General features: G+C 63.7%; 20 protein-coding genes and 1 tRNA gene. 9 read left to right on the forward strand and 12 right to left on the reverse strand.

What is annotated here, in order from left to right; all coding sequences use genetic code 11:
• Nucleotides 1–66: 66 nt before the first annotated feature.
• Nucleotides 67–2016 carry a peptidylprolyl isomerase gene (locus JHX87_RS00970; protein WP_271884476.1) on the forward strand — a complete coding sequence of 650 codons (1950 nt, stop codon included), beginning with the start codon at nt 67–69 and terminating at the stop codon, nt 2014–2016.
• Complete coding sequence (trpE, locus tag JHX87_RS00975; protein WP_271884477.1) at nt 2016–3524, forward strand: anthranilate synthase component I; 1509 nt, start codon at nt 2016–2018, stop codon at nt 3522–3524. Before JHX87_RS00970 ends, trpE begins: the two co-directional genes overlap by 1 nt.
• A gap of 297 nt (nt 3525–3821) precedes the next feature.
• Here the strand turns inward: trpE and JHX87_RS00980 are convergent, their stop codons facing one another.
• From JHX87_RS00980 to fabI, 4 genes are all read right to left on the reverse strand, one after another.
• Entirely contained in the window at nt 3822–4562 is a 741-nt protein-coding gene (locus JHX87_RS00980; RefSeq protein ID WP_271884478.1) for a PRC-barrel domain-containing protein, read from the reverse strand.
• Between the two features lie 124 nt (nt 4563–4686).
• Nucleotides 4687–5187, reverse strand: coding sequence for a xanthine phosphoribosyltransferase (gene gpt / locus JHX87_RS00985; RefSeq protein ID WP_271884480.1), 501 nt, complete (start codon nt 5185–5187; stop codon nt 4687–4689).
• 24 nt (nt 5188–5211) lie between these two features.
• Complete coding sequence (locus tag JHX87_RS00990) at nt 5212–5823, reverse strand: LysE family translocator (protein ID WP_272833787.1); 612 nt, start codon at nt 5821–5823, stop codon at nt 5212–5214.
• Nucleotides 5824–5851: 28 nt separating this feature from the next.
• On the reverse strand, nt 5852–6679 hold the full coding sequence (gene fabI, locus JHX87_RS00995; protein ID WP_271884483.1) for an enoyl-ACP reductase FabI: 828 nt from the start codon (nt 6677–6679) through the stop codon (nt 5852–5854).
• Between the two features lie 82 nt (nt 6680–6761).
• Between fabI and pdxH the strand changes: the two genes are divergently transcribed.
• The 5 genes from pdxH (at nt 6762) to JHX87_RS01020 (ending at nt 9594) form a co-directional block, all read left to right on the forward strand.
• The gene (gene pdxH / locus JHX87_RS01000; RefSeq protein WP_271884484.1) at nt 6762–7376 is read left to right on the forward strand and encodes a pyridoxamine 5'-phosphate oxidase; all 615 of its coding nucleotides are present in this window, start codon (nt 6762–6764) and stop codon (nt 7374–7376) included.
• Between the two features lie 162 nt (nt 7377–7538).
• On the forward strand, nt 7539–8135 hold the full coding sequence (locus JHX87_RS01005) for a cold-shock protein (protein WP_271884485.1): 597 nt from the start codon (nt 7539–7541) through the stop codon (nt 8133–8135).
• The gene (locus JHX87_RS01010) at nt 8122–8628 is read left to right on the forward strand and encodes a DUF192 domain-containing protein (protein WP_271884486.1); all 507 of its coding nucleotides are present in this window, start codon (nt 8122–8124) and stop codon (nt 8626–8628) included. The genes JHX87_RS01005 and JHX87_RS01010 overlap by 14 nt, the downstream gene beginning before the upstream one ends.
• 41 nt (nt 8629–8669) lie before the next feature.
• Nucleotides 8670–8746: transfer RNA gene (locus JHX87_RS01015), tRNA-Pro, on the forward strand.
• Nucleotides 8747–8886: 140 nt separating this feature from the next.
• The gene (locus tag JHX87_RS01020; protein ID WP_271884488.1) at nt 8887–9594 is read left to right on the forward strand and encodes a C40 family peptidase; all 708 of its coding nucleotides are present in this window, start codon (nt 8887–8889) and stop codon (nt 9592–9594) included.
• A gap of 29 nt (nt 9595–9623) precedes the next feature.
• Here JHX87_RS01020 and JHX87_RS01025 read toward each other — a convergent pair whose 3' ends face one another.
• The 8 genes from JHX87_RS01025 to JHX87_RS01060 form a co-directional block, all read right to left on the reverse strand.
• The gene (locus JHX87_RS01025) at nt 9624–10898 is read right to left on the reverse strand and encodes a solute carrier family 23 protein (RefSeq protein WP_271884489.1); all 1275 of its coding nucleotides are present in this window, start codon (nt 10896–10898) and stop codon (nt 9624–9626) included.
• Nucleotides 10899–10991: 93 nt separating this feature from the next.
• The gene (locus JHX87_RS01030; protein ID WP_271884490.1) at nt 10992–11756 is read right to left on the reverse strand and encodes an SDR family NAD(P)-dependent oxidoreductase; all 765 of its coding nucleotides are present in this window, start codon (nt 11754–11756) and stop codon (nt 10992–10994) included.
• Nucleotides 11753–12586 (reverse strand): PCC domain-containing protein, encoded by an 834-nt coding sequence (locus tag JHX87_RS01035; protein WP_271884491.1) that lies wholly within the window; start codon nt 12584–12586, stop codon nt 11753–11755. The genes JHX87_RS01030 and JHX87_RS01035 overlap by 4 nt, the downstream gene beginning before the upstream one ends.
• Entirely contained in the window at nt 12583–14181 is a 1599-nt protein-coding gene (locus tag JHX87_RS01040; RefSeq protein ID WP_271884493.1) for an acyl-CoA synthetase, read from the reverse strand. The genes JHX87_RS01035 and JHX87_RS01040 overlap by 4 nt, the downstream gene beginning before the upstream one ends.
• Nucleotides 14178–15347 carry an acetyl-CoA acetyltransferase gene (locus JHX87_RS01045; protein ID WP_271884495.1) on the reverse strand — a complete coding sequence of 390 codons (1170 nt, stop codon included), beginning with the start codon at nt 15345–15347 and terminating at the stop codon, nt 14178–14180. The genes JHX87_RS01040 and JHX87_RS01045 overlap by 4 nt, the downstream gene beginning before the upstream one ends.
• Nucleotides 15344–16174 (reverse strand): IclR family transcriptional regulator, encoded by an 831-nt coding sequence (locus tag JHX87_RS01050; protein WP_271884497.1) that lies wholly within the window; start codon nt 16172–16174, stop codon nt 15344–15346. The genes JHX87_RS01045 and JHX87_RS01050 overlap by 4 nt, the downstream gene beginning before the upstream one ends.
• A 5-nt stretch (nt 16175–16179) precedes the next feature.
• The gene (locus JHX87_RS01055) at nt 16180–17196 is read right to left on the reverse strand and encodes a TRAP transporter substrate-binding protein (protein WP_271884499.1); all 1017 of its coding nucleotides are present in this window, start codon (nt 17194–17196) and stop codon (nt 16180–16182) included.
• A gap of 32 nt (nt 17197–17228) precedes the next feature.
• Nucleotides 17229–19106, reverse strand: coding sequence for a TRAP transporter large permease (locus JHX87_RS01060; protein ID WP_271884500.1), 1878 nt, complete (start codon nt 19104–19106; stop codon nt 17229–17231).
• A gap of 532 nt (nt 19107–19638) precedes the next feature.
• Between JHX87_RS01060 and JHX87_RS01065 the strand changes: the two genes are divergently transcribed.
• Both JHX87_RS01065 and JHX87_RS01070 read left to right on the forward strand, forming a co-directional pair.
• Entirely contained in the window at nt 19639–20241 is a 603-nt protein-coding gene (locus tag JHX87_RS01065; protein ID WP_271884501.1) for an outer membrane protein, read from the forward strand.
• Between the two features lie 113 nt (nt 20242–20354).
• On the forward strand, nt 20355–21065 hold the full coding sequence (locus tag JHX87_RS01070; RefSeq protein ID WP_271884502.1) for a class I SAM-dependent methyltransferase: 711 nt from the start codon (nt 20355–20357) through the stop codon (nt 21063–21065).
• The last annotated feature ends 2 nt before the right edge of the window (nt 21066–21067 follow it).

Raw genomic sequence — 21067 nt, forward strand, 5'->3', positions numbered from 1 at the left:
GGCTTGTCGCCGCCGCCTTGCCGCCCTAAAGACAAGGGCGACTAGACTGCTAAGGAAGGCCGGGCCATGAAAAACCTGCGCACGCATGGAAAATCGACCATCGTATGGATCCTGATGGGTCTGATGGTGCTTGGCCTGGGCGGCTTTGGCGTGACCAGTTTTTCGGGCGGGTCCAGCGCCATCGGATCGGTCGGCGATACCAAGGTCACGGCCGAGGAATATCTGCGTGCGCTGCGCAGCCAGATGCAAAGCTATCAGCAGCAGACCGGCCAGCAGCTCAGCATGACGCAGGCGCAGGCCATCGGCCTGCCGCAGGCCGTGCAGGCGCAGTTGTTCACCGCCGCCGCGCTGGAGGAACAGACCCGCAAGATCGGGATCTCGGTCGGGGATGACAGGGTCCGCCAGACCATTCTGGAGGCGCCTGCCTTCCGCGGCCCCAATGGCAATTTCGACCGCACCGCCTATGGCGAGGTGCTGCGCCGCGAGCAGATGTCGGAAGCCGAATTCGAAAGCGCCATCCGCGTCGAAGAGGCCCGGATGCTGCTGCAGCGCGCCGTCTCGGACGGGGTTGTGGCGCCCAAAGCCATGGTCGACACCACCGTGCAATGGCTGTTGGAACGTCGCGATATCGCTTGGCGCGAACTGACCGCCGATCAACTGCCCGCGCCGATTGCGGATCCTGACGAGGCGACGCTGAAAGCCTGGCACAGCGCCAATGCCGACCGTTTCACCGCGCCCGAATTGCGCCGGATCTCTTACGTCTGGCTGACGCCCGACATGCTGGCCCCCGATGTGCAACTGGACGAGGCCGCGCTGCGCGCCGCCTATGACGCGCGCATCGACGAATATCAGCAGCCAGAGCGGCGCATGGTCAGCCGTCTGGTGATGCCCTCGGCCAACCTTGCCGAAACTGCCCGCGCCGATATCGAGGCCGGACGGCTGAGCTTTGAGCAGCTTGTGACCCAGCGCGGGCTGACCCTGGACGATGTCGATCTGGGCGAGGTCAGCGAGGAAGAACTGGGCGATGCCGGCGCCGAGGTCTTTGCGCTGGACCAGCCGGGCGTCGTGGGGCCGATCCAGACCAATCTGGGCCCGGCGCTTTACGCCATGCACGCGATCCTTGAGCCGGTGAATGTCTCGTTCGAAGAGGCGCAGGACGATCTGCGCGGCGATGCCGCGCTGGACCGGGCCGCGCGCATGATCGAGGACCGGATGCAGGAATATGAAGACCTGCTGGTCGGCGGCGCGACGCTGGAAGAACTGGCGCAGGACACCGATCTGCAGCTTGGCCAGATCGACCTTGCCGCCGACAGCGCCCCGGAAGGTGGCAGTATCGCGGGCTATCAGGATTTCCGCGATCTGGCCAATGAAGTGACCGAGGCCGATTTCCCCAGCATCACCCGCCTGGACGATGGCGGCGTCTTTGCCCTGCGCCTTGACGAAATCGTTCCGCCCGCCCTGCGCCCCTTCGAAGAGGTTCGCGACGAGGTTCTGGAAGATTGGCGTCAGGGCGAGGCGCAGCGGCAATTGCTGGCTTTGGCGGATGAACAGCGGCTTCTGGACGCATCGGCCGCCGCTGCCCCGCAGCCGAAATCGCGGGCCAATACCGGTGCGGGCGGCGTTGTCGCCAATCCTGCCCTGCCTGCCGAATCCTCGCCCGACGCGACCCCCGCCGCGCCCGAATCGGCTTGGACCAGCGTGGCGGATCTGACGCGCGATGGCTGGATCGAGGAACTGCCGCCGGAAGCCGTCGTCCATGCCTTTGAGATGAAAGAACCCGGCGAGATCGAGATCGTAGATGCCCAGAACCGCGTGATTCTGGTGCGTCTGGACGCGATCAACGCCGCCGATCTGGAGGGCGAGGACGCGCAGCGCGTGACCGATGCCGTCAGTTCCCGGATCAGCGAAAGCCTGGGCGCGGATATCTTTGACTATTACGCCCGCGAGGCGCAGCGCAGCGGTGGCTTGCAGGTCAATCAATCGACCATAAACGCCGTGAATACGCAGGTTCGCTGATGGATCTGCAGCCGGATTTCCAATCTTTCGAGGCCGCGTGGAAGGCAGGGCAGAACCAGCTTGTCACCATGCGACTGGCCGCCGATCTGGACACGCCCGTCAGCCTGATGCTGAAACTGACCGATGCCGCCCCGATGAGCTTCATGCTGGAATCGGTGACCGGCGGAGAGGTCCGTGGCCGCTATTCCATCGTCGGCATGAAGCCGGATCTGATCTGGGAATGCCGCGACGGTGCGGCCCGGATCAACCGGCAGGCGCGCTTTTCGGACCAGTTCCAGGATGATGACCGCCCGGTGCTGGACAGCCTGCGGGCGCTGATCGCGGAAAGCCGACTGGACAAGATGCCCGATGGTGTGCCGCCCGCCGCTGCGGGGCTGTTCGGCTATCTGGGCTATGACACGATCCGGCTGGTCGAGGATCTGCCCGATGTGAATCCCGATCCGCTGAACCTGCCCGATGCGATGTTGATGCGGCCCTCGGTGGTTGCCGTGCTGGACGGGGTGAAGGGCGAGGTGACCCTCTGCGCCCCGGCCTGGAATGACGGCGTCGATACGGCGCGCGCCGCCTATACCCGCGCCGCCGAGCGTGTGATGGACGCGCTGCGTGCGCTGGACCGTCAGCCCAGCGAGCCGCGCGCCCTTGGCGATGACGCCCGCATTGGTGAGCCGGTGTCGAATTTCACCAAGCCCGATTATCTGGCCGCGGTCGAGCGTGCCAAGGATTACATCCGCGCGGGCGATATCTTTCAGGTCGTGCCATCGCAGCGCTGGCGGATGGACTTTCCGTTGCCGCCCTTCGCGCTTTATCGCAGCCTGCGCCGCACCAACCCCTCGCCCTTCATGTTCTTCCTGAACATGGACGGGTTCCAGATCGTCGGCGCCAGCCCCGAAATTCTGGTCCGGCTGCGGGACGGCGAAGTGACGATCCGCCCGATCGCCGGGACCCGCCCGCGCGGCAAGGATGAGGCCGAGGATCGCGCCCTAGAAGCTGATCTGCTGGGGGACCAGAAGGAACTGGCCGAGCATCTGATGCTGCTGGACCTGGGCCGCAACGATGTCGGCCGCGTGGCGAAGCCGGGCACCGTCCGCCCGACCGAGAAATTTGTGATCGAGCGCTATAGCCATGTGATGCACATCGTCTCGAACGTGGTGGGCGAGCTGCGCGAGGGCGAAGACGCGCTGTCGGCGCTGCTGGCCGGTCTGCCTGCGGGCACCGTCTCGGGCGCGCCCAAGGTCCGCGCGATGGAGATCATCGACGAGTTGGAGCCGGAAAAGCGCGGCATCTATGGCGGGGGGGTCGGCTATTTCGCCGCCAATGGCGAGATGGACATGTGCATCGCGCTGCGCACCGGCATCGTGAAGGATGGCGGGCTGTTCATCCAGGCGGGCGGCGGCGTGGTTTACGACAGCGATCCCGAGGCTGAATTTCAGGAATCGGTAAATAAAAGCCGGGCTTTGCAACGGGCTGCGGAAAGTGCCGCGCGATTTGTGCGCGGCGGAAATTCCTGATTTTCCTTAGTGAAGGCAGCGAGGCAGAATTTAAGCGATTCTGTCCTGCTGCATTCCGCTCCTGCTATTTCCAATTCGAAAATCGAGATGATCGCGGGGGCCTGCACGGTCAAAACAGGGATTATTTACGCAGGCCTTCTTGTAAATGACGTAACGTAATTTATCGGTCCTGTTCTTTTCGAAAATCTAAGCATCTGGCCGAATAAGGCTGAATTGTTTCTACAATAATCTTACGGAATGTTAAGAATAAGAAAGGCGGCCCAAAGGCCGCCTCGCAGATTTATAGATCAAAAGCGATTAATTGGTTGTTTCAGGGGCTTCGCCCTCGGCCGGCATATCGCCGCCATCTGCAGGCATTTCTGACGTTTCCGCAGGCATTTCCGCCGGCATTTCCGTCGGTGCCGCGGTTTCGGCCGGCATTTCGGCGGGTGCCGCATCCGTGGCAGGCATGGTCGAGGGCGCGGCCTCACGCTCGCGGAAGACATATTCCGGCGCGGCATCCGCCTCTTCCTGCGTCAGATCGCTGGTGATTTCCTGCGCGTCATAGTTCAGCGTCAGCTGATCCCACGGCACGGCGATCTGCTTTTCACCAATGCCCAGGAAGCCGCCCACGCCGATCACGGCGGCGATCATCTGGCCGGTGCCGCTGTCGACGATGATGTCGTTGATATCGCCGATCGGCGTGGCGTCGCCGGTGACCACGGTGGCGCCGGTGACCCAGTCGAGGCGCAGCTCATTCATGGCCTGCTCTTGCACGATCTTGCCGCTGGCGGCCAGTTCGGCAGTGGCTGCGGCCTTGGCGGCTTCCTCGGCGGCAGCTTCGGCTGCGGCGGCATCCGCAGCCTCTCCGCCTTCCATCGCGCTGCCCGCCTCGGGCGCGGCTGTCGGATCGCTTGCCGGATCCGCAGGCATGTCCGTCGCGGGCGTCTGGGCCATGTCGGACGGCTCTTCGGTCGCGGGTTCGGCCGCATCCTGAGCGAAGGCGGAACCCATGGAGAGGGGCAACAGAATTGCAGTGGTCAGCATGAACTTACGCATGTCTTTTCCTCCTTGAACGATTGCACGTTGCCGCCAGAGCGCGACTGCCAAGAACAAGACATTACCCCCCGGGCGAGTTCCGGGGGGCAGGGCGATTTCATGGAAAGAGCTGAATTGATTTAGATCAGTCTGTGCCGCGATAGGGCTGCACATATTGCAGCGCCATATCCCAGGGGAAAAAGATCCAGGTATCCTGACTGACCTCGGTCACATAGGTCTGAACCATCGGCTTGCCCTTTGGCTTGGCATAGACGGTGGCGAAATGGGCTTTCGGATACATCTCCCGGATCAGTTCCAGCGTGCGGCCCGAATCGACCAGATCATCGACGACCAGGATGCCTTCGCCATCGCCCATCAGCGCCTCGTCAGGCTTTTTCAGCACTTCCAGCGCGCCCTGACCGGCCTCGGATCCCACGCCTTTGTAGGACCGGATCGAGATCGTATCGATGGTGCGGATGTCCAGTTCGCGCGCCACGATCATCGCCGGAACCAGCCCGCCGCGCGTCACCGCGACCACCGCCCGCCAGTCTTTCCCATCCAGCCGCCAGGACAGCGCCCGTGCGTCGCGATGCAACTGATCCCAGCTTACGTGAAAACCCTTTTCGTGGGGCAGGCGGTCCATCATCTTGCGGCTCCTTCGTCCGTCGCGTCAGGGGCGCAGGATCAGCGTCAGGCCCAACAGGCCGATCAGCAATCCCGCACCACGATCAATCCAGAATTTCGCCGCATAATAGCGACGTCGCGGCCAAGGCAAAGCCATCAGACAGGCCACGGCGGTATAAAATACCATCTCCACGCTGACCGCCGTGCCGTAAATCGCGATTTTATCCAGGTTTGTCAGGGCGGAAGGGAAAACCGACAGCAGGACCGAGGAATAGAACAGCGCGGGCTTGGGGTTGGACAGATTCAGCGTCACGCCACCCCAGAAGGTGATTCCGCCGCTGCCTTCGGCCGGATCGGGCAGGGGGTCGCGGGCATGTTTCCACATCTTCCAGCCGATCCAGGCCAGGTAAATCCCGCCCAGCACCGACAGCGCCCGATAGGTCCAGGGCATGGTCTTGAAGATCAGCGTCAGTCCCAGCAGGGACACCGCGCACCACAGCGAGGCGCCAAAGGCCAGCCCCCACGCATAGGGCAGGGTGCGTGCCCGCCCAAGCGCGAAGGCGCTTTGGCTGGCGGCAATGACGGCGGGGCCGGGGGCCAGAATCGCGGGAATCAGGATCCCCGCGAAGATCTGCAATTGCTGGGCGGTCACCGTCATCATCGGCTGTGCGATCGGGCGGGGCGGATCAGTCTTTCTTGACCACGGAAATATCCGGCGCATCGACGGCTTTCATGCCGACAACGTGATAGCCGGCATCGACGTGATGGGTTTCCCCGGTCACGCCCGCACCCAGATGCGACAGCAGGTAAAGCGAGGAATTCCCGACATCTTCCTGCGTGACATTGCGACGCAGGGGCGAGTTCAGCTCGTTCCATTTCATGATGTACCGGAAGTCCCCGATGCCCGAGGCCGCCAGCGTCTTGATCGGTCCGGCGCTGATCGCATTGACCCGGATGCCGTCCTTGCCGAAATCCTCGGCCAGGTAACGCACGCTGGCTTCCAGCGCGGCCTTGGCGACGCCCATCACGTTGTAATGCGGCATGACGCGTTCGGCCCCGTAATAGGTCAGGGTCAGCATGCTGCCGCCATCGGGCATCATCGCTGCGGCGCGGCGGGCGACCGCGGTAAAGGAATAGACCGAAATATCCATTGTCATCAGGAAGTTATCGCGCGTCGTATCGGCATATTTGCCGCGCAACTGCTCTTTGTCGGAAAAGCCGATGGCATGGACCAGGAAGTCGATCTTGCCCCATTCCTGCTGCAGGCTTTCGAACAGCGCGTCGATCGAGGCGCCCTCGCTGACATCGCAGGGCAGCACCAGATCCGAGCCCAGCTGCGCCGCCAGCGGAGCAACGCGCTTCTTCAGCGCCTCGCCCTGATAGGAAAACGCCAGTTCGGCCCCTTGGGACGCCAAGGCCTTCGCGATGCCCCAAGCGATGGATTTGTCATTGGCCAGACCCATGATCAGTCCACGTTTTCCTGCCATCAGGCCGTTTTTCTGCTCGCTTGACATGTTGTGACTCTCGCGCTTTCAACCTTTTAAGAAAATTGCTTATGGCAAAGGTCAGGCGGCATCAAGCGCAAGGAACGGTTGAATGAGTGATAGAGAAGGCCTGTTTGCGGGCGATGACCCGTTCGAAATCGCCCGGCGGTGGCTGGCCGAGGCGGAAAAGACCGAACCCAACGATCCCAATGCCATCGCGCTGGCAACCGTGGATGAGGACGGTCTGCCGGATGTCCGGATGGTATTGCTGAAAGAGATCGAAGGCAGCGGCACCGACGGTTCATTCGTATTTTATACAAATTATGAAAGTGCCAAGGGTCGGCAATTATCTGCGACTGGTAAGGCCGCTTTCGTGCTACACTGGAAATCGCTGCGCAGGCAGATCCGCGTCCGCGGCACAGTGACGCGGGAAGACGGGCCGCAGGCGGATGAATATTTTGCAAGCAGGTCGCTGCAAAGCCGGATCGGGGCATGGGCTTCGCGGCAGTCCCAGCCTTTGACCAGCCGTGGGCGACTTTTAGCCGATGTGACGAAATGTACGGTTCGGTATGGAAATTTTCCCAAAAGACCCCCATTTTGGGGTGGGGTGAGAATAAACCCCTTAAATATCGAGTTTTGGGCTGATGGAGTGTTTCGCTTGCATGACCGCTTTCTTTGGGACATACAAAAGGAAACAGGTTGGACTGTTCAAAGATTGTATCCTTGACAGCTTGACCTTCGGGGTAAGATGCCTGACGATATTTTTTTCGTCGGCAGCAGGTTATCTTCGTGGAGTCCTGATAGAGTGGCACGCGGAACACGCTAAGCAGGCGAATGCTGTCGGTGAACTGAAGAATAGCACGAAATGTGCGATGCGGTGATAAAGACGATGACGGACGAAAATGGACTGAAACTAATCTTCGGCGTGGTCAAATGGTTTGACCCGGCGAAGGGCTATGGTTTCATCTTGAATTCCGAGGGTGGCGCAGACATCCTCTTGCACGCGAACAAGCTGCGAAACTTCGGGCGCAGTTCGGTTGCCGACCAATCGCGGGTGGCGGTCTGGATGCAGCCCACCAAACGCGGGCTTCAGGCAACCGAGGTGGTCTCGATCGAGCCCCCCGTCACCGATGGCAGCGCACCGATTGCGGATCTGGAAAACGGTGTCATCGAACAGCTTGACAGCCTGCCGCTTCGTCCGGCGCGGGTGAAATGGTTCGATAAGGCCAAGGGCTTTGGTTTTGCCAATATTTTCAGCCTTCCCGACGATGTTTTCCTGCATGTCGAGGTGCTGCGCCATTCCGGCTTTGCCGATCTGGCGATTGGCGAGGCGATTGGCATTCGCGTGGTCGAAGGTCCGCGCGGGCTGATGGCCGCTCAGGTCACCAGCTGGGACAGCGGCGTGCCGCAAAGCGACAGCCTGTTTGGCGCGTCGGATGATGATCACGACCGGGATGATGATTTTCTAGCCCATGTCGCTGAATAAGGTCGCTACGGCGGCCTTTCTTGTTTGCGGTTTCTTCCTCGCTGCGCCTGCCCTGGCGCAGCCTGTGACATGCGCGCCGGATCTGGTGCAGTTCAGGACGCCGGAGGCTGTTCGAAGTTTCCGCGTCGAAATCGCCGATGACGCGGCAGAGCGCGCACGCGGGTTGATGTATCGCCGTGAGCTGGCGGATGATTCGGGCATGCTGTTCATCTATGACAGTCCGCGCCCCGCCAGTTTCTGGATGCGAAACACCTATATTCCGCTGGATCTGATCTTCCTCGATTCGGTCGGCGTGATTCGGCATATCCACCGCAACGCCCGTCCGATGGATGAGACACCGATCCCCGGCGCGGCTTTGGGCGATCCCGACCCGGACCGCCTGATGGTTCTGGAAATCCCGGCGGGTCAGGCCGATGCGAATGGCCTTGGCGTCGGGCAGCCGATGGCCTATCCGGCCTTGGATCAGGAACTTGCGGCCTGGCCATGCGACTAGGGCTTTCCTCTGCCCGACCTATCGGCTAGAAGCCGCCAAGTCGGGGCGTAGCGCAGCCTGGTAGCGCGACGGTTTTGGGTACCGTAGGTCGGAGGTTCGAATCCTCTCGCCCCGACCATCAAACACCACCCCTGTTGCAGCGACTTCTGGTTCGGCGGTTGGAAAAGGCCGCCCGCCTGCTTTGGGACGTTTCTTTTGGGTTGCGCCCCTTTGAACAGATCCGATGATTTTCGAAAGAAACGCGACAGTGGTGGTCTGATGAGGCGCATTCTTTTTCGATTTTCGCTGGCTCTGGCCGTCTTCATCGGCCCGTCCGCTGTCGGGCAAGAGCCTGACTATGCCGCGATGATGGCCGAGGCTGCCTGGGATTGGCGACCCGGAGACCTGATTTTTCGCAATGGGATCAACGAAATTGACGGGATGCTACAGCGTGCATTTGATCTTCGATGGGAATCGGTCGGGATCCTGCGCGCCAGCAGCGGTGGCCCCCGCGTGGTCTACGCCGATCAGACAGAGGGCGTGACCGAAGAGATGCTCTATGAGCATGTCGAAGGACTGTCACCTGATGATTACGCGGTCTATCGGTTACGCGATTACGGCACGGCGCAGGACGCTTATGGACAGATGTTGGCGGGGCCGCTGGCGCGGCTGGCGCTGTTGATCTCTTACGGTGCGCCCTTCGATGATCTGTTCCTCCTGGGGGACGGTGCTTTCTACAACGCGGAGCTGGCATATCAGGGCGCGTTGAATGAAGGGATCGTGCTGGGCGCCCCGATCCGGCTTCGACAGCTTGCGGCAGGCCCCGGCGATCTGGATCCCGAATTCCGCGCGATCCTGCAGGAACACCGTTACTGCCGCTATGAACTTTCCTTCGACGATTGCTGGGACAACAGCCTTGGCGATCAGGCCATCGTGACGACCGATGGCTTGATCTCGTCGGGGGCGCTGGAGCAGGTTTATCCCTAGCGTCGGGCAGCCCCCTGTCAAGCGGCGTGTCAGCGCCGCCCGATCCCCAGGATTTGATACAGTACCAGCGCGGCCAGCGTTGACGTGCCGATGCCACCCAGGGCGAAGCCGCCGATATTCACGGTGAAATCGCCCGCGCCCAGAATCAGCGCAACGCCCACCGTGAACAGGTTCCGCGAATCCGAGAAATCGACCCTGTTATCCACCCAGATCCGCGCCATGGCCGAGGCGATCAGGCCAAAGACCGACACCGCCAGACCGGCCAGAACAGGCGCCGGAATGGTCTGCAGGATGGCGCCGAATTTCGGCGACAGGCCCAGAAAGATCGCAATCATCGCCGCCAGCGGAAAGATCAGCGTCGAATAGACCCGTGTCATCGCCATCACGCCGATATTCTCGGCATAGGTGGTGACGCCGGTGCCGCCGCCAGAGCCGGCGATCATGGTGGCAATCCCGTCGCCCAGAAAGCCGCGGCCGATATAGCGGTCCATATTCTGCCCGGTGATTGATCCCAGTGCCTTGATATGGCCCAGATTCTCGGCCACCAGCACGATGGCGACCGGGGCGATCAGGCTGATCGCCTGCCAGTCGAAGACCGGCGATTCGAATTTCGGCAGGCCCAGCCAGGGCGCATTCGCCACGCGGGCGAAATCGATGCCCGGCACCAGCCCCGCGCCATTGCCGAAGACCAGCACCAGCGCATAGCCAAAGACCAGCGCCATCAGCACCGCGACCCGGCGAAGCGCCCGTGGCCCATAGGCCGAGATCATCGCCATGCACAGCACGGTGCCAAGCGCGATGGCCATATGCGCGATGCTGCCATTCAGCTGGCTGACGGCCACAGGCGCCAGGTTCAGCCCGATGGCCACGCCGATGGCGCCGGTGACGGCGGGCGGCATCAGCTTTTCGACCCAGCCGGATCCCACCGCCATCACGATCAGCCCGATCAGCGCATAGACCGCCCCCGCCGCGATGATCCCGCCAAGCGCCACGCCGATATTCGGATTGGCGCCGCTGCCTGAAAATCCGGTCGCCGCGATCACCACCGCGATAAAGGCGAAAGAGGATCCCAGATAGCTGGGCACCCGGCCGCCGGTGATGACAAAGAACAGCAAGGTGCCGATGCCCGAAAAGAACACCGCGACATTGGGATCGAACCCCATCAGCAGCGGCGCAAGGATGGTCGATCCCGACATGGCTAGCAGATGTTGCAGGCTCATCGGCAGCGCCGCCGCCAGCGGCAGTTTTTCGTCGGGCAGGACGGTGGCGCCGGTCGCGCGGCGCCAGGTGGGGAAATAGGCCATGATATCCCTTAGGTCGTGATGCTGCGCGGGTTTAAGGGCATTTCACCGCGAAATGCCAGCGACCTTCTGCCGCTTCGCTTGGGCGACGTGCAGTCAGATCGCCTCATTCTCGCGCCGCAGGGCGGGCAGCCCCACGCCGGTCGCGTCAAAGCCGCCATCCACCGCCAAAGTCTGGCCGCTGATGAAACTGGCCTTGTCCGAGGCAAGGAAGACGACCGCTTCGGCGATCTCTTCCGCCTCGCCATAGCGGTTCAGCGGGATGGCGTCGTAATAGGCGGCGATGATCTCGGGCGCGTGGACGGCCATGGCCAGCTTGGTGCGCACCGGGCCGGGGGCCACGCAATTGACGCGGATGCCGGCCTCGCCCAACTCGGCCGCGAATTGCTTGGTCAGGTGGATCACCGCCGCTTTCGAGGTGCCATAGGCCACCCGCAGGGTCGAGGCCCGCAGCCCCGAGATCGAGGCGATATTCACGATCGCGCCCTTGGTCTTGGCCAGTTCCGGCGCGACCGCCTGCGTGCACAGGAAGACGCCGTCCAGATTGGTCTCCATCACCTCGCGCCATTCCTGAAGGCTGGTCTTGCCCGCGCGGGAAAACAGCGCGACGCCCGCATTGTTGATCAGCGCGTCGATGCGACCAAAGCGCGCCAGCGTCTCTTGCGTCATCCGCAGGACCTGTTCGGGGTCCGAGATATCGGCCTCGACCGCCAGAACGCCGTCCAGCCCGGAGGTGGCCGCGTGCAATTCGTCGCGGTCGCGGTCCACCACCGCCACCTGCCAGCCCTGATCCAGAAAGATCCTTGTAGTGGCCAGTCCGATCCCCCGGCATCCGCCGGTCACAATGGCAATCTTCTTCATGGTTGCGGTCCTTTATCCTCGATCATCAATTCCAGCGTGACGCCCACCGGGTTCGTCCCGCGTGCCAGCCTGCCGCGATGGATGCGGCCCGCGATATCGACCACCTCGATGGGAATATCGGCCGTGCCATCGCTCAGCCGCGCGCCGGTGAAATGCAGTTCCGTCGCAAGGCAATCGACCCGGCTGTGATCCGTAAAGCGGATATGGTCGATGCTGCCCACGGCATGCAGGCGCGCATTGCGGATCGCGTGTCGGCGGGCAAGGGTTTCGATCGCGGTGACCACATCCTCGCCGGGCAGAAGGCGGGCCAGCAGCGCGCGCCCCTCGCCACCGCCCTGGGGCGTGAACAGCGTGAAGGCGGTTTCCGCATCGGGCAGGGCCTCGAACCAGGCCTCGGTCGCGCCCATCCCGCTGACCGTGGCATCGGCGGCCACCACGCTGTCCAGCGGCAGCAGATGGCCCATCCGCTGCGCGGCGCCATCCGACCAGATCCCGTGGCAATGCAGGAAGGCCGAGCCGTCTTTCTGTCCCACCGTGGCGGTGGCGCTGTCGATGCGCCAGCGGCCGGGCGGGGCGTGGATATCCGAATACCATGCCGCATGCAGGCCGTCGGTGGACAGCGCGGGCAGCACATAGCGCAGCGGATCGCACAGCGCGCCGTCCAGCCGGACCATCCCGCCCTTGCAGCCATGGGCGGCAAACAGATCGCCCACCGCCTGCAGGATCGTCGCACCGGCGGGCAGCGTACCGTGGATCGGGATCAGCCCGGTCCGCAGCGCCTGCAACCGATCCGCGGCGCGCGGGCCGGGATGGATCATGCGCGCCGTCACGCCCGCGCCTCTTCGTCGATCAGCCCGCGCGCGCCCAGTTCTGCCCGGATCATCTTCTTGGTGATCTTGCCATAGGCCGATTTCGGCAGTGCCTCCCAGAAGACGAACCGTTTCGGCATCTTGTAGCGCGACAGCTTGCCGTCCAGAAATGCCGCCAGTTCCCCCGCCTCGACCGGGGCAGAGGTCACGCAGATCGCCCAGCCGACCTCACCCCAGACCGGGTCCGGCATGCCCAGCACGGCGACCTCGTTGATGGCCGGATGGGTCAGGATCTTTTCCTCGATCTCGCGCGGATAGATGTTCGAGCCGCCCGAGATGAACATGTCGGATTCGCGCCCGGTGATGAACAGGAACCCGGCCTCGTCCATATGGCCCAGATCGCCGGTACGGAACCAGCCGTTGCGAAAGGCTTTCGCATTGGCCTCGGGGTTCTGGTAATAGCCCGCAAAGACGGCGGGACCGATGCAGCAGATCTCTCCGGTCTGGCCGGGGGGCAGTTCGCGGCCCTGATCGTCCTGGATCTGGATCTCGATCCCGGTGCGGGCATAGCCGCAGGTGCCGATGCGGGCCTCTGGCCCGTCCTCGGCCTGATGCAGATAGGCCGGCAGCACGGTGATATTGCCGGTGCATTCGCCCAGCCCGAAATATTGCACCAGAACCTTGCCCAGCGTGTTCAGCGCGTTTTGCTGATCCACCCGGTACATCGGCGCGCCCGCATAGATGACATAGCGCAGCGATGAGGTATCGGCGGTGGCGGTGGCCGGATCCTCGACCAGCCTTTTCAGGATCGTCGGCACGGTGAACATGGTCGAGACGCGCCAGTCCCGCACCAGATCCCAGACCGTGGCGACGTCGAAACGCTCGGTCGGCATCAGGATGGTTTTCACGCCGCGCGCCACCTGTGTCAGCTGATGCACGCCCGCGCCATGCGACAGCGGCGCCACCACAAGCGAGGCATCCTGCGGCGTCAGCCCCGGCATCAGATCGGCCAGATGGTTGGTGACGACAAAGCCCATCTGCCCATGTGTCAGGACCGAGGCCTTGGGCCGCCCCGTCGTTCCCGAGGTGAAGAAGAACCAGCAGGGATCGTCACGATCCACCGCAGCCACCTGCGGGCGCTGCCCCATGGCGCTGGCCGTGACCTCTTGCACCGAGGGGCCGAATTCCGCGCTGTCAAAAGACAGGATCGCGGCCAGTTCGGGGCAATCGGCGCGGCAGGCGGCGGCGTGATCGGGAAAGGCCGCGTTGCACAGCAGGATCCGCGCGCCCGAGGATTGTGTCAGATAGACAACCTCTTCCGGGGTCTGGCGGAAATTGGCGGGCACCCAGACTCCGCCCGCCCGCCAGACTGCGAACATGGCCTGCATCATCTCGGGGCAGTTCTGCGACTGGCACATGACCCGGTCGCCCTGTTGCAGGCCAAAGCGGTGTTGCAGCGCATGGGCCAGCGCATCGGTGCGGGCGTCGAATTCCGCCCAGTTCCAGCGCCGGTCACCCATCACCAGCGCAATCCCCTCTGGGTCGCGCCGGGCGGCCTGCGTCAGGAAGGTGGCCAGATTCATCACCCGGGTCGAGACGGGCACCTGCTGGATCATCTGACACGCTCCAGCACCGAACAATAGCTGGCCACGGCCGCGCCGCCCATGTTGAAGACCCCGCCCAGCGTGGCGCCGGGCAGTTGCATCGCGCCCGCATCCCCGGCCAGTTGCATCGCCACCATGACATGCTGCGACACGCCGGTCGCGCCGATGGGGTGGCCGCGCGATTTCAGCCCGCCCGAGGGGTTCACCGGCAAGGCGCCGTCAAAGCGGGTCACGCCGTCGCGGATGGCCCGCCAGCCCTGACCGCGCGGGGTCAGGCCCATCGCCTCGTATTCGATCATCTCGGCGGTGGTGAAACAGTCATGCGTTTCCACCAGATCCAGATCCGTGATGCCCAAGCCCGCCTGATCCAGCGCCGCGCGCCATGCCCGGTGCGGCCCGTCAAAGGCGATCGGATCGCGCCGCGACAGGGCCAGCATGTCGCCCGCCTGCGCGCGGGCGCGAAAGGCGATGGCGCGCTGAAGATCGGCGGCAACCTCGGGCGCGGCCAGCACCAGCGCCGCCGCCCCGTCCGATACCAGCGAACAATCCGTGCGCCGCAGCGGCCCCGCCACGCGCGGATTCTTGTCCGAGATGGTGTTGCAAAAGGCCAGATCGAAGGGCTTTTGCAGATGCGCCAGCGGGTTGCGCATGCCGTTTTCGTGGTTCTTGGCCGCGATCATCGCCAGTTCTTCCGATCGGTCGCCGTGGCGCTGAAAATAGGTGCTGGTGATGCGGCCAAAGACACCCGCAAAGCCGCCCTCGATCTGGCCTTCCTCGGGGACGTAGCTGGCCGACAGAAGGATATCGCCGACCTCTGCCCCCGGCGTCGCGGTCATCTTTTCCGCGCCGATGACCAGCGCCACCTTGCCCCGACCCGAGGCGATGAAATCCGCCGCCGCATAGATCGCCGCCGATCCGGTGGCACAGGCATTTTCGGTCCGCATGAAGGGAACGCCCGCCAGTTCCGGCGTGCCCATCGCCACCAGCGCGGCCTGAAAATCCTGCCGCGAGAAGCCGTTGTTATAGACGCCCACGAAGATGCCATCGACGGCGTCTGCGCCAAGCCCGGCGTGATCCAGCGCAGGGCGGGCGACCTCTTGCATCAGGGTCAGCGTATCGGCGGCGTCGGATTTGCCGAATTTCGTATGGGCCCAGCCCACGATCAGGGGATCTGTCATTCGGTTCTCCTTTTGGCTTTGGTGTCAGGGGGGATATCCAGCGCCGCCAGAGATCCTTCGACGATGCGCGCCTCGCGCTGAAGCGCGGCGATCAGTTCGGGGCGGCGGTCCGGGCGCATCCGGTCCTCGATGGCGGCAATCGACAGCGCGGCGGCGGGGCGGCCATCGGGCCACAGGATGGCGACGCCAAGCCCCCAGGACCCCGGCACGATCCGGCCCGGGTTCAGGGCATAGCCCTGTTGCCGGGCGGCGGCCTCGTCCTGCGACAGGGCCGGGGCCAGATCGCCTGTCAGATGGGCCACGCGCCGTCTCAGGGCTTCTGCCTCGGCGGGGGGCAGGGCGGCCATCAGGGCCAGCGCACCCGCGCCGACCCCCGCGGGCTTGCGGTCGCCGCGCATCAGTGCGTGGGTGCGGATCTGGAAATCGCCCTCGACCCGTTCCAGGCACAGGGTATGGTCATCCTGCGGAATGGTCAGCAGCACGGTATCGCCGCTGTCGCGGGCCAGCCGCTGCATCGAGGGCCGGGCATGGGTCAGGATGCCGTGGCGATGTTCGGCGAAGCTGCCCAGAAGATAGGCTTCCGGGCCCAGATGATACCGCCGCGTCTGGCGGTCCTGTTCGACCATCCGCGCCGTGCCAAGCGCCAGCAGCAGCCGCCGCACCGTCGGCCGCGACAGCCCGCTGGCCTGCGCAAGCTGACCAAGGCCAAGCCCTTCGGACCCGCCCCGGCCAACCAGCGATAGCAGCGACAACGCCCGCACCACCGCCTGCGCCCCGCCCGGAGCGGGCTCGGCAATGCCGGTGGAACTGGTCAGGGCGTTGCGCATCCGTGTCAGGCCAGCGACCGGCCGATGGCGGCTTCCAGAATGGCCCAGGCTTCCTCGCCATAGGTGTTCTTCCATTCGGCATAGAACCCGGCCTCGCGCAGCTTGTCTTCGAATGGCTTGGGATCGACATCGTTGAACATGAAGCCCTGGCTTTCCAACTCGCCGCGCAGCCCCGCGTTCAGCGCCATCACATCGGCGCGCTGTTTGTCGGCGGCGGCATTGAACTGATCGGCCACGATCTGCTGGCTTTCCTCGGGCAGGGCGGCCCAGGCGCGGCGGTTGCCCAGCAGCCAGAACCCGTCCCACATGTGGTTGGTCATGGACAGGTATTTCTGCACCTCCCACAGCTTGGCGACCTTCATGATGGCCAGCGGATTTTCCTGCCCGTCGACAATGCCGGTCTGCAGCGCCGTATAGACCTCGGCAAAGTTGATCGAGGTCGGCGCCGCGCCAAAGGCGGTGTAAAGCGACGTCCACAGCGGGCTGACCGGCACGCGGATCTTGAAGCCCTCCAGATCGGCGGGCCCGGTGATGGGCTTGGTCGAGGATGTCGTCTGCCGGAAGCCGTTATCCCAGATCTTGTCCATCACGATCAGACCGGCATTTTCGATCTGGCCGCGCTCATAGGCGCCCAATTCGCCGTCCATCGCCTTCCAGACGGTGTCGTAATCGGGGAAGGCAAAGCCCACCCCGTTGATCGAGGCATTGGGCACCAGCGTCGACAGGATGATCGGCGAGAGCTGGAAGAATTCCACCCCGCCCGCGCGCAGCTGGCCCAGCACATCGGTATCCGCGCCAAGCTGATTCGAGGGGAAGATCTGGATATCCACGCTGCCGCCGGTCTGGTCCAGAATCGCGGCCACGGCCTCTTGCAGGCGGACATTGCTGGGATGTTCCAGCGGCTGGTTATTGGCGATCTTGTAGCTGAATTCGGCGGCGCGGGCGATGCCGGGCCGGATGAAGGGCGCGGCCAGCGCCGTCGTGGCGGCGGTCAGCAGGATCTTGCGGCGATTGATGGTCATGGGGTCCTCCTCCCAGGGGATGTTGGTTATGGTTAAAGCAGCGCGGTCGAAAACCACGGCACGGCGGCGATCAGGAAAAGCCCGATGATCAGCGCCGCCAGATAGGACCAGATGCGCCGCATTACCTGTTCGGCGGGCACATTGGCGATCTTGCAGGCGATATAGAAGCCGATGCCGATGGGCGGGGCCATCAGCCCGATATTCATCGCGGTGACGATGACCATGGCGTAATGCACGTCATGGATGCCCAGACCGCGGGCAATGGGGAACATGATCGGCGCCAGCAGGACTATGGCAGGCAGGCCTTCCAGCACGCAGCCCAGCACCAGAAAGATCAGGATCGAGGCCAGCATGAAGACCACCCAGCCTCCGGGCAGGCCGGTGACCAGCGCCATCAGATCGCGGGCAAAGCCCGATTGCGTCAGCGCCCAGGCCATGGCGGATGCGGCGCCAAGGATCAGCAGGATCGCCCCCGACATGGCGGCGGTTTCCACCAGCATCGTCCCCATCTTGCGGACCGGGATGCCGCCATAGAGCACGATCCCGATGATAAAGGCGTACAGCACGGCGATGGCCGACACCTCGGTCGCGGTGGCGATGCCGCCGCCCACAAGGCTGCGGATCATGAAGGGCAGCACCAGCGCGGGTGCCGAGATCAGCGCCGTCCAGCCGATCAGCGACAGGCTGGCGCGTTTGACGCCGCTCATATCCTCGTCCCGCGCCTTCCAGCGGGCCAGCAGCGCCAGCACGATCAGCAGCACCAGCGCAATCGCGAACCCCGAGGTGAACAGCCCCGCGATCGACACCCCCGCGACCGAGCCCAGCACGATCAGCACGATCGAGGGCGGGACCGTATCGGCCATGGCCGCGCCGGTGGCCAGCAGGGCCGTCATCTCGGGGCCGGAATGGCCACGGCGGCGCATCTCGGGGAACAGCGCGGGGGCGACGGTCGCCATATCCGAGACTTTTGACCCCGAAATCCCCGAGACCAGGAACATCGAGCCCAGCAGGACATAGCTCATCCCCGCCTTCACATGGCCCAGCAGCGAGGCCAGGAAATTCACGATGGCCTTGCCCATGCCGGTCGCATCCAGAATGCAGCCCAGCAGCACGAAGACCGGCACCGACAGCAGGATCAGCGATGACATGCCCTCATCGATCCGCCCCATCATCACGAAGATCGGAGAACGGCTGGCAAAGGTCAGATAGCTCAGCGTGCCAAGCGCGAAGCAGAAGGCGATGGGCACGCCGATGCACAGCAGCACGGCGACGAACAGGCCCAGATAGATTGGCAGGTTCCAGTTGCCCAGGGCCAGCAGCTCGGGTTTGAACTGCCATAGCAGCGCCACCGTCACGCCGGTCACGATCAGCGTGCCGATGATCACCGCCCATTCCCGCGTGCGGATCAGCGCCAGCACCGACAGCAGCGTCATCAGCGCGAAACCCGCCGGAATGGCCGAGGCCCGCCAGGACATCGGGATCCCCAGGGCGGGAGAGGTGACATAGCTTTCCTCATAGGCATATTCGAACGCCACCGGCAGCAGCCGCAGCAACAGCAGGCAGACCAGCACCTGACCCGCAACCTCGGCCACGCGGGCCACGCGGTCGGGCATCATCTGCAAAAATACCGTCAGCCGCATATGTTCATGCCGGTCCACCGCCAGCGCCGCGCCCAGCATGGCCATCCAGATAAAGCTGATCGAGGCGACCTCATCCCCCCAGATCAGCGGCTTGCTCAGCACATAGCGGAAAAAGACATTGGCCAGCACGGTGCCCATCATCACCAGCAACAGGGCCGAGGCCGCGATCTCGACCGGGCGCATCCAGATTTCGGCGCGTTTGGGTTCGGTTGTGGCTTCGATCCCGCCAAGCGCCAGTTCGGCGCCGGATTCGCTGTCGCTGATCTGCATGGATCCCCCCTCCGTTGCGGCGGCTTCTCCTAGCCCTGTCCATGATGTGGACTATATTTCCGCGTGTCCCCGCCGATACTGGTCCGAAATTCTGGCCAGCGGCAAGGAAAAAACGGTTAGATGGGCAAAATTAGCTTCTGACGGCCTGAGATTTGCAAATTTCATTCCGTATTGTGGAATTGCAGGGCGAGGTCGTCAGGTGCATCCGTCGATTTCCCACGCCATGCCGACAGCAGGACGCCCTTGGTACCCGGCTGCGATCTTGCAAGAGTCCGGCCCTTGCAGGATGTGCAATTTCTGGTCACCTTCTTGTGCCCCGGCGATAGCTGAACCGATATGTCCGTTTTGAAAAATCCGGCAAGATCATGAAAACCATGGGTAATCACACTCAATTTCCGGTGAGGCCCCCGTTCCGACTGCGGGCGCGGGTTGTGGTGTCGCGGCAACGACGGCGCGCTGCGCCCCCGGTCCTGCCTTTCCGCAGCCGGTGTCCGGGCATAGCTCTGTCGGCACAAGCAAAGGAGTTTGTAAGATGAAAAAACTGATCCTTGCATCGGTCGCGGCACTGACCGCAACAGGCGCTTATGCGGGCGGATATACCGCCCCGGTCGAGCCGACCCCGGTGGTCGTTGCCCCGGCCGTGCCGGAAGCGCCCGCCTATAGCTGGGACGGCTTCTATGCCGGTCTGCAATATGGTCAGGGCACCGCTGAATTTGACGGCGGCAGCGATCAGGATCTGGGCGATAGCGAGGCATGGGGTGTCCATGGCGGCTACACGCGCGGCGTCGGCAACTGGGTTCTGGGCGGCGAGCTGGACTATAACCGCACCAGCCTGGACGATTATGACGGCGATGGCGACATGTTCCGCCTGCGCGGTCGTGCCGGTTACAATATGGGGCAATTCCAGCCCTATCTGACCGCAGGTATCGCACATCTGTCCACGGATGCGGATGCGCTGGATATTTCGGAAACCGGCTGGACCTATGGCGTCGGCGTTGAATATCTGGTCAGCCAGAAAGTCTCGGTCGGGCTGGAATATACCCGCAACGATTTCTCGGATGTGACCAGCGGTGCGAATGGCGATATCGACCTGGATTCCGATCTGGTCTCGTTGCGCGCCTCTTTCCGCTTCTGATCGCGCGGCAAGGGAATGGAAACGCGGCCCCGATGCGGGCCGCGTTTTTCTTTTGCCCTCGCGGCAGGGGCGGCCTAAAGCAGCAGGGACCACGCAAAAGGCCGGAGAGTGACGTGACCCAAGATAATGGCTGGGAAGCCTCGGCGCAGGCATGGATCGCGACGCTGGGCGATCGCGGCGATTTCGCGCGGCTGCATGTGATCGACGCGCCGCTGCTGCAGCGCCTGCGCGAGGGCGGGTTTCGGCAGGCGCTGGACGTCGGCTGCGGCGAGGGGCGGATGTGCCGCGCCATGCAGCAGATGGGGATCGCGACGACCGGCGCCGAGCCGACCCGCGCCCTGCGCGAGGCGGCGATGCAGCGCGATCCGTCGGGCCGTTATGTCGATGCGCGGGCCGAGGCGCTGCCCTTTGACGATGCCAGCTTCGATCTGGTCCTGTCCTGCCTGACGCTGGTGGATGTGGACGGGATCGAAGAGGCGGTGTCCGAGATTGCCCGTGTCCTGACACCGGGCGGCGCGGCGCTGATCGTCAATCTGAACAGTTTCGCGACGGCGGGCGGATGGCAGGGCAGCACGCCCGGACAGCAGCGCTTTGTCATCGACAATTACATGCGGCCCCATGCCGAATGGGTGGGCTGGCAGGGCATCTATATCCGCAACTGGCATCGCCCGATGAGCCTGTATATGCAGCTTTTCCTGCAAAGCGGGCTGCAACTGACCCATTATGACGAGCCGATGCCAGACGGGCAGGGCGACCCGGACAAGACGGCACGCTACAGCCGCGTGCCGTGGTTTCATCTTATGGAGTGGCGCAAGCCCGCGTGATC

Origin of the sequence: Paracoccus fistulariae (assembly GCF_028553785.1) — a bacterium.
Lineage (GTDB): Bacteria > Pseudomonadota > Alphaproteobacteria > Rhodobacterales > Rhodobacteraceae > Paracoccus > Paracoccus fistulariae.

Excerpts from the sequence above, each read along its gene's own strand:
- JHX87_RS01045 (WP_271884495.1), bottom strand. The coding sequence starts at position 15,347 with ATGACAGATCCCCTGATCGTGGGCTGGGCCCATACGAAATTCGGCAAA.
- JHX87_RS01020 (WP_271884488.1), top strand. The coding sequence starts at position 8,887 with ATGAGGCGCATTCTTTTTCGATTTTCGCTGGCTCTGGCCGTCTTCATC.
- JHX87_RS01005 (WP_271884485.1), top strand. The coding sequence starts at position 7,539 with ATGACGGACGAAAATGGACTGAAACTAATCTTCGGCGTGGTCAAATGG.
- JHX87_RS01030 (WP_271884490.1), bottom strand. The coding sequence starts at position 11,756 with ATGAAGAAGATTGCCATTGTGACCGGCGGATGCCGGGGGATCGGACTG.
- JHX87_RS01050 (WP_271884497.1), bottom strand. The coding sequence starts at position 16,174 with ATGCGCAACGCCCTGACCAGTTCCACCGGCATTGCCGAGCCCGCTCCG.
- JHX87_RS01055 (WP_271884499.1), bottom strand. The coding sequence starts at position 17,196 with ATGACCATCAATCGCCGCAAGATCCTGCTGACCGCCGCCACGACGGCG.
- JHX87_RS01025 (WP_271884489.1), bottom strand. The coding sequence starts at position 10,898 with ATGGCCTATTTCCCCACCTGGCGCCGCGCGACCGGCGCCACCGTCCTG.
- JHX87_RS01010 (WP_271884486.1), top strand. The coding sequence starts at position 8,122 with ATGTCGCTGAATAAGGTCGCTACGGCGGCCTTTCTTGTTTGCGGTTTC.
- gpt (WP_271884480.1), bottom strand. The coding sequence starts at position 5,187 with ATGATGGACCGCCTGCCCCACGAAAAGGGTTTTCACGTAAGCTGGGAT.
- JHX87_RS01065 (WP_271884501.1), top strand. The coding sequence starts at position 19,639 with ATGAAAAAACTGATCCTTGCATCGGTCGCGGCACTGACCGCAACAGGC.
- fabI (WP_271884483.1), bottom strand. The coding sequence starts at position 6,679 with ATGTCAAGCGAGCAGAAAAACGGCCTGATGGCAGGAAAACGTGGACTG.
- trpE (WP_271884477.1), top strand. The coding sequence starts at position 2,016 with ATGGATCTGCAGCCGGATTTCCAATCTTTCGAGGCCGCGTGGAAGGCA.
- JHX87_RS00980 (WP_271884478.1), bottom strand. The coding sequence starts at position 4,562 with ATGCGTAAGTTCATGCTGACCACTGCAATTCTGTTGCCCCTCTCCATG.
- JHX87_RS00990 (WP_272833787.1), bottom strand. The coding sequence starts at position 5,823 with ATGACGGTGACCGCCCAGCAATTGCAGATCTTCGCGGGGATCCTGATT.
- JHX87_RS01040 (WP_271884493.1), bottom strand. The coding sequence starts at position 14,181 with ATGATCCAGCAGGTGCCCGTCTCGACCCGGGTGATGAATCTGGCCACC.
- JHX87_RS01060 (WP_271884500.1), bottom strand. The coding sequence starts at position 19,106 with ATGCAGATCAGCGACAGCGAATCCGGCGCCGAACTGGCGCTTGGCGGG.
- JHX87_RS00970 (WP_271884476.1), top strand. The coding sequence starts at position 67 with ATGAAAAACCTGCGCACGCATGGAAAATCGACCATCGTATGGATCCTG.
- pdxH (WP_271884484.1), top strand. The coding sequence starts at position 6,762 with ATGAGTGATAGAGAAGGCCTGTTTGCGGGCGATGACCCGTTCGAAATC.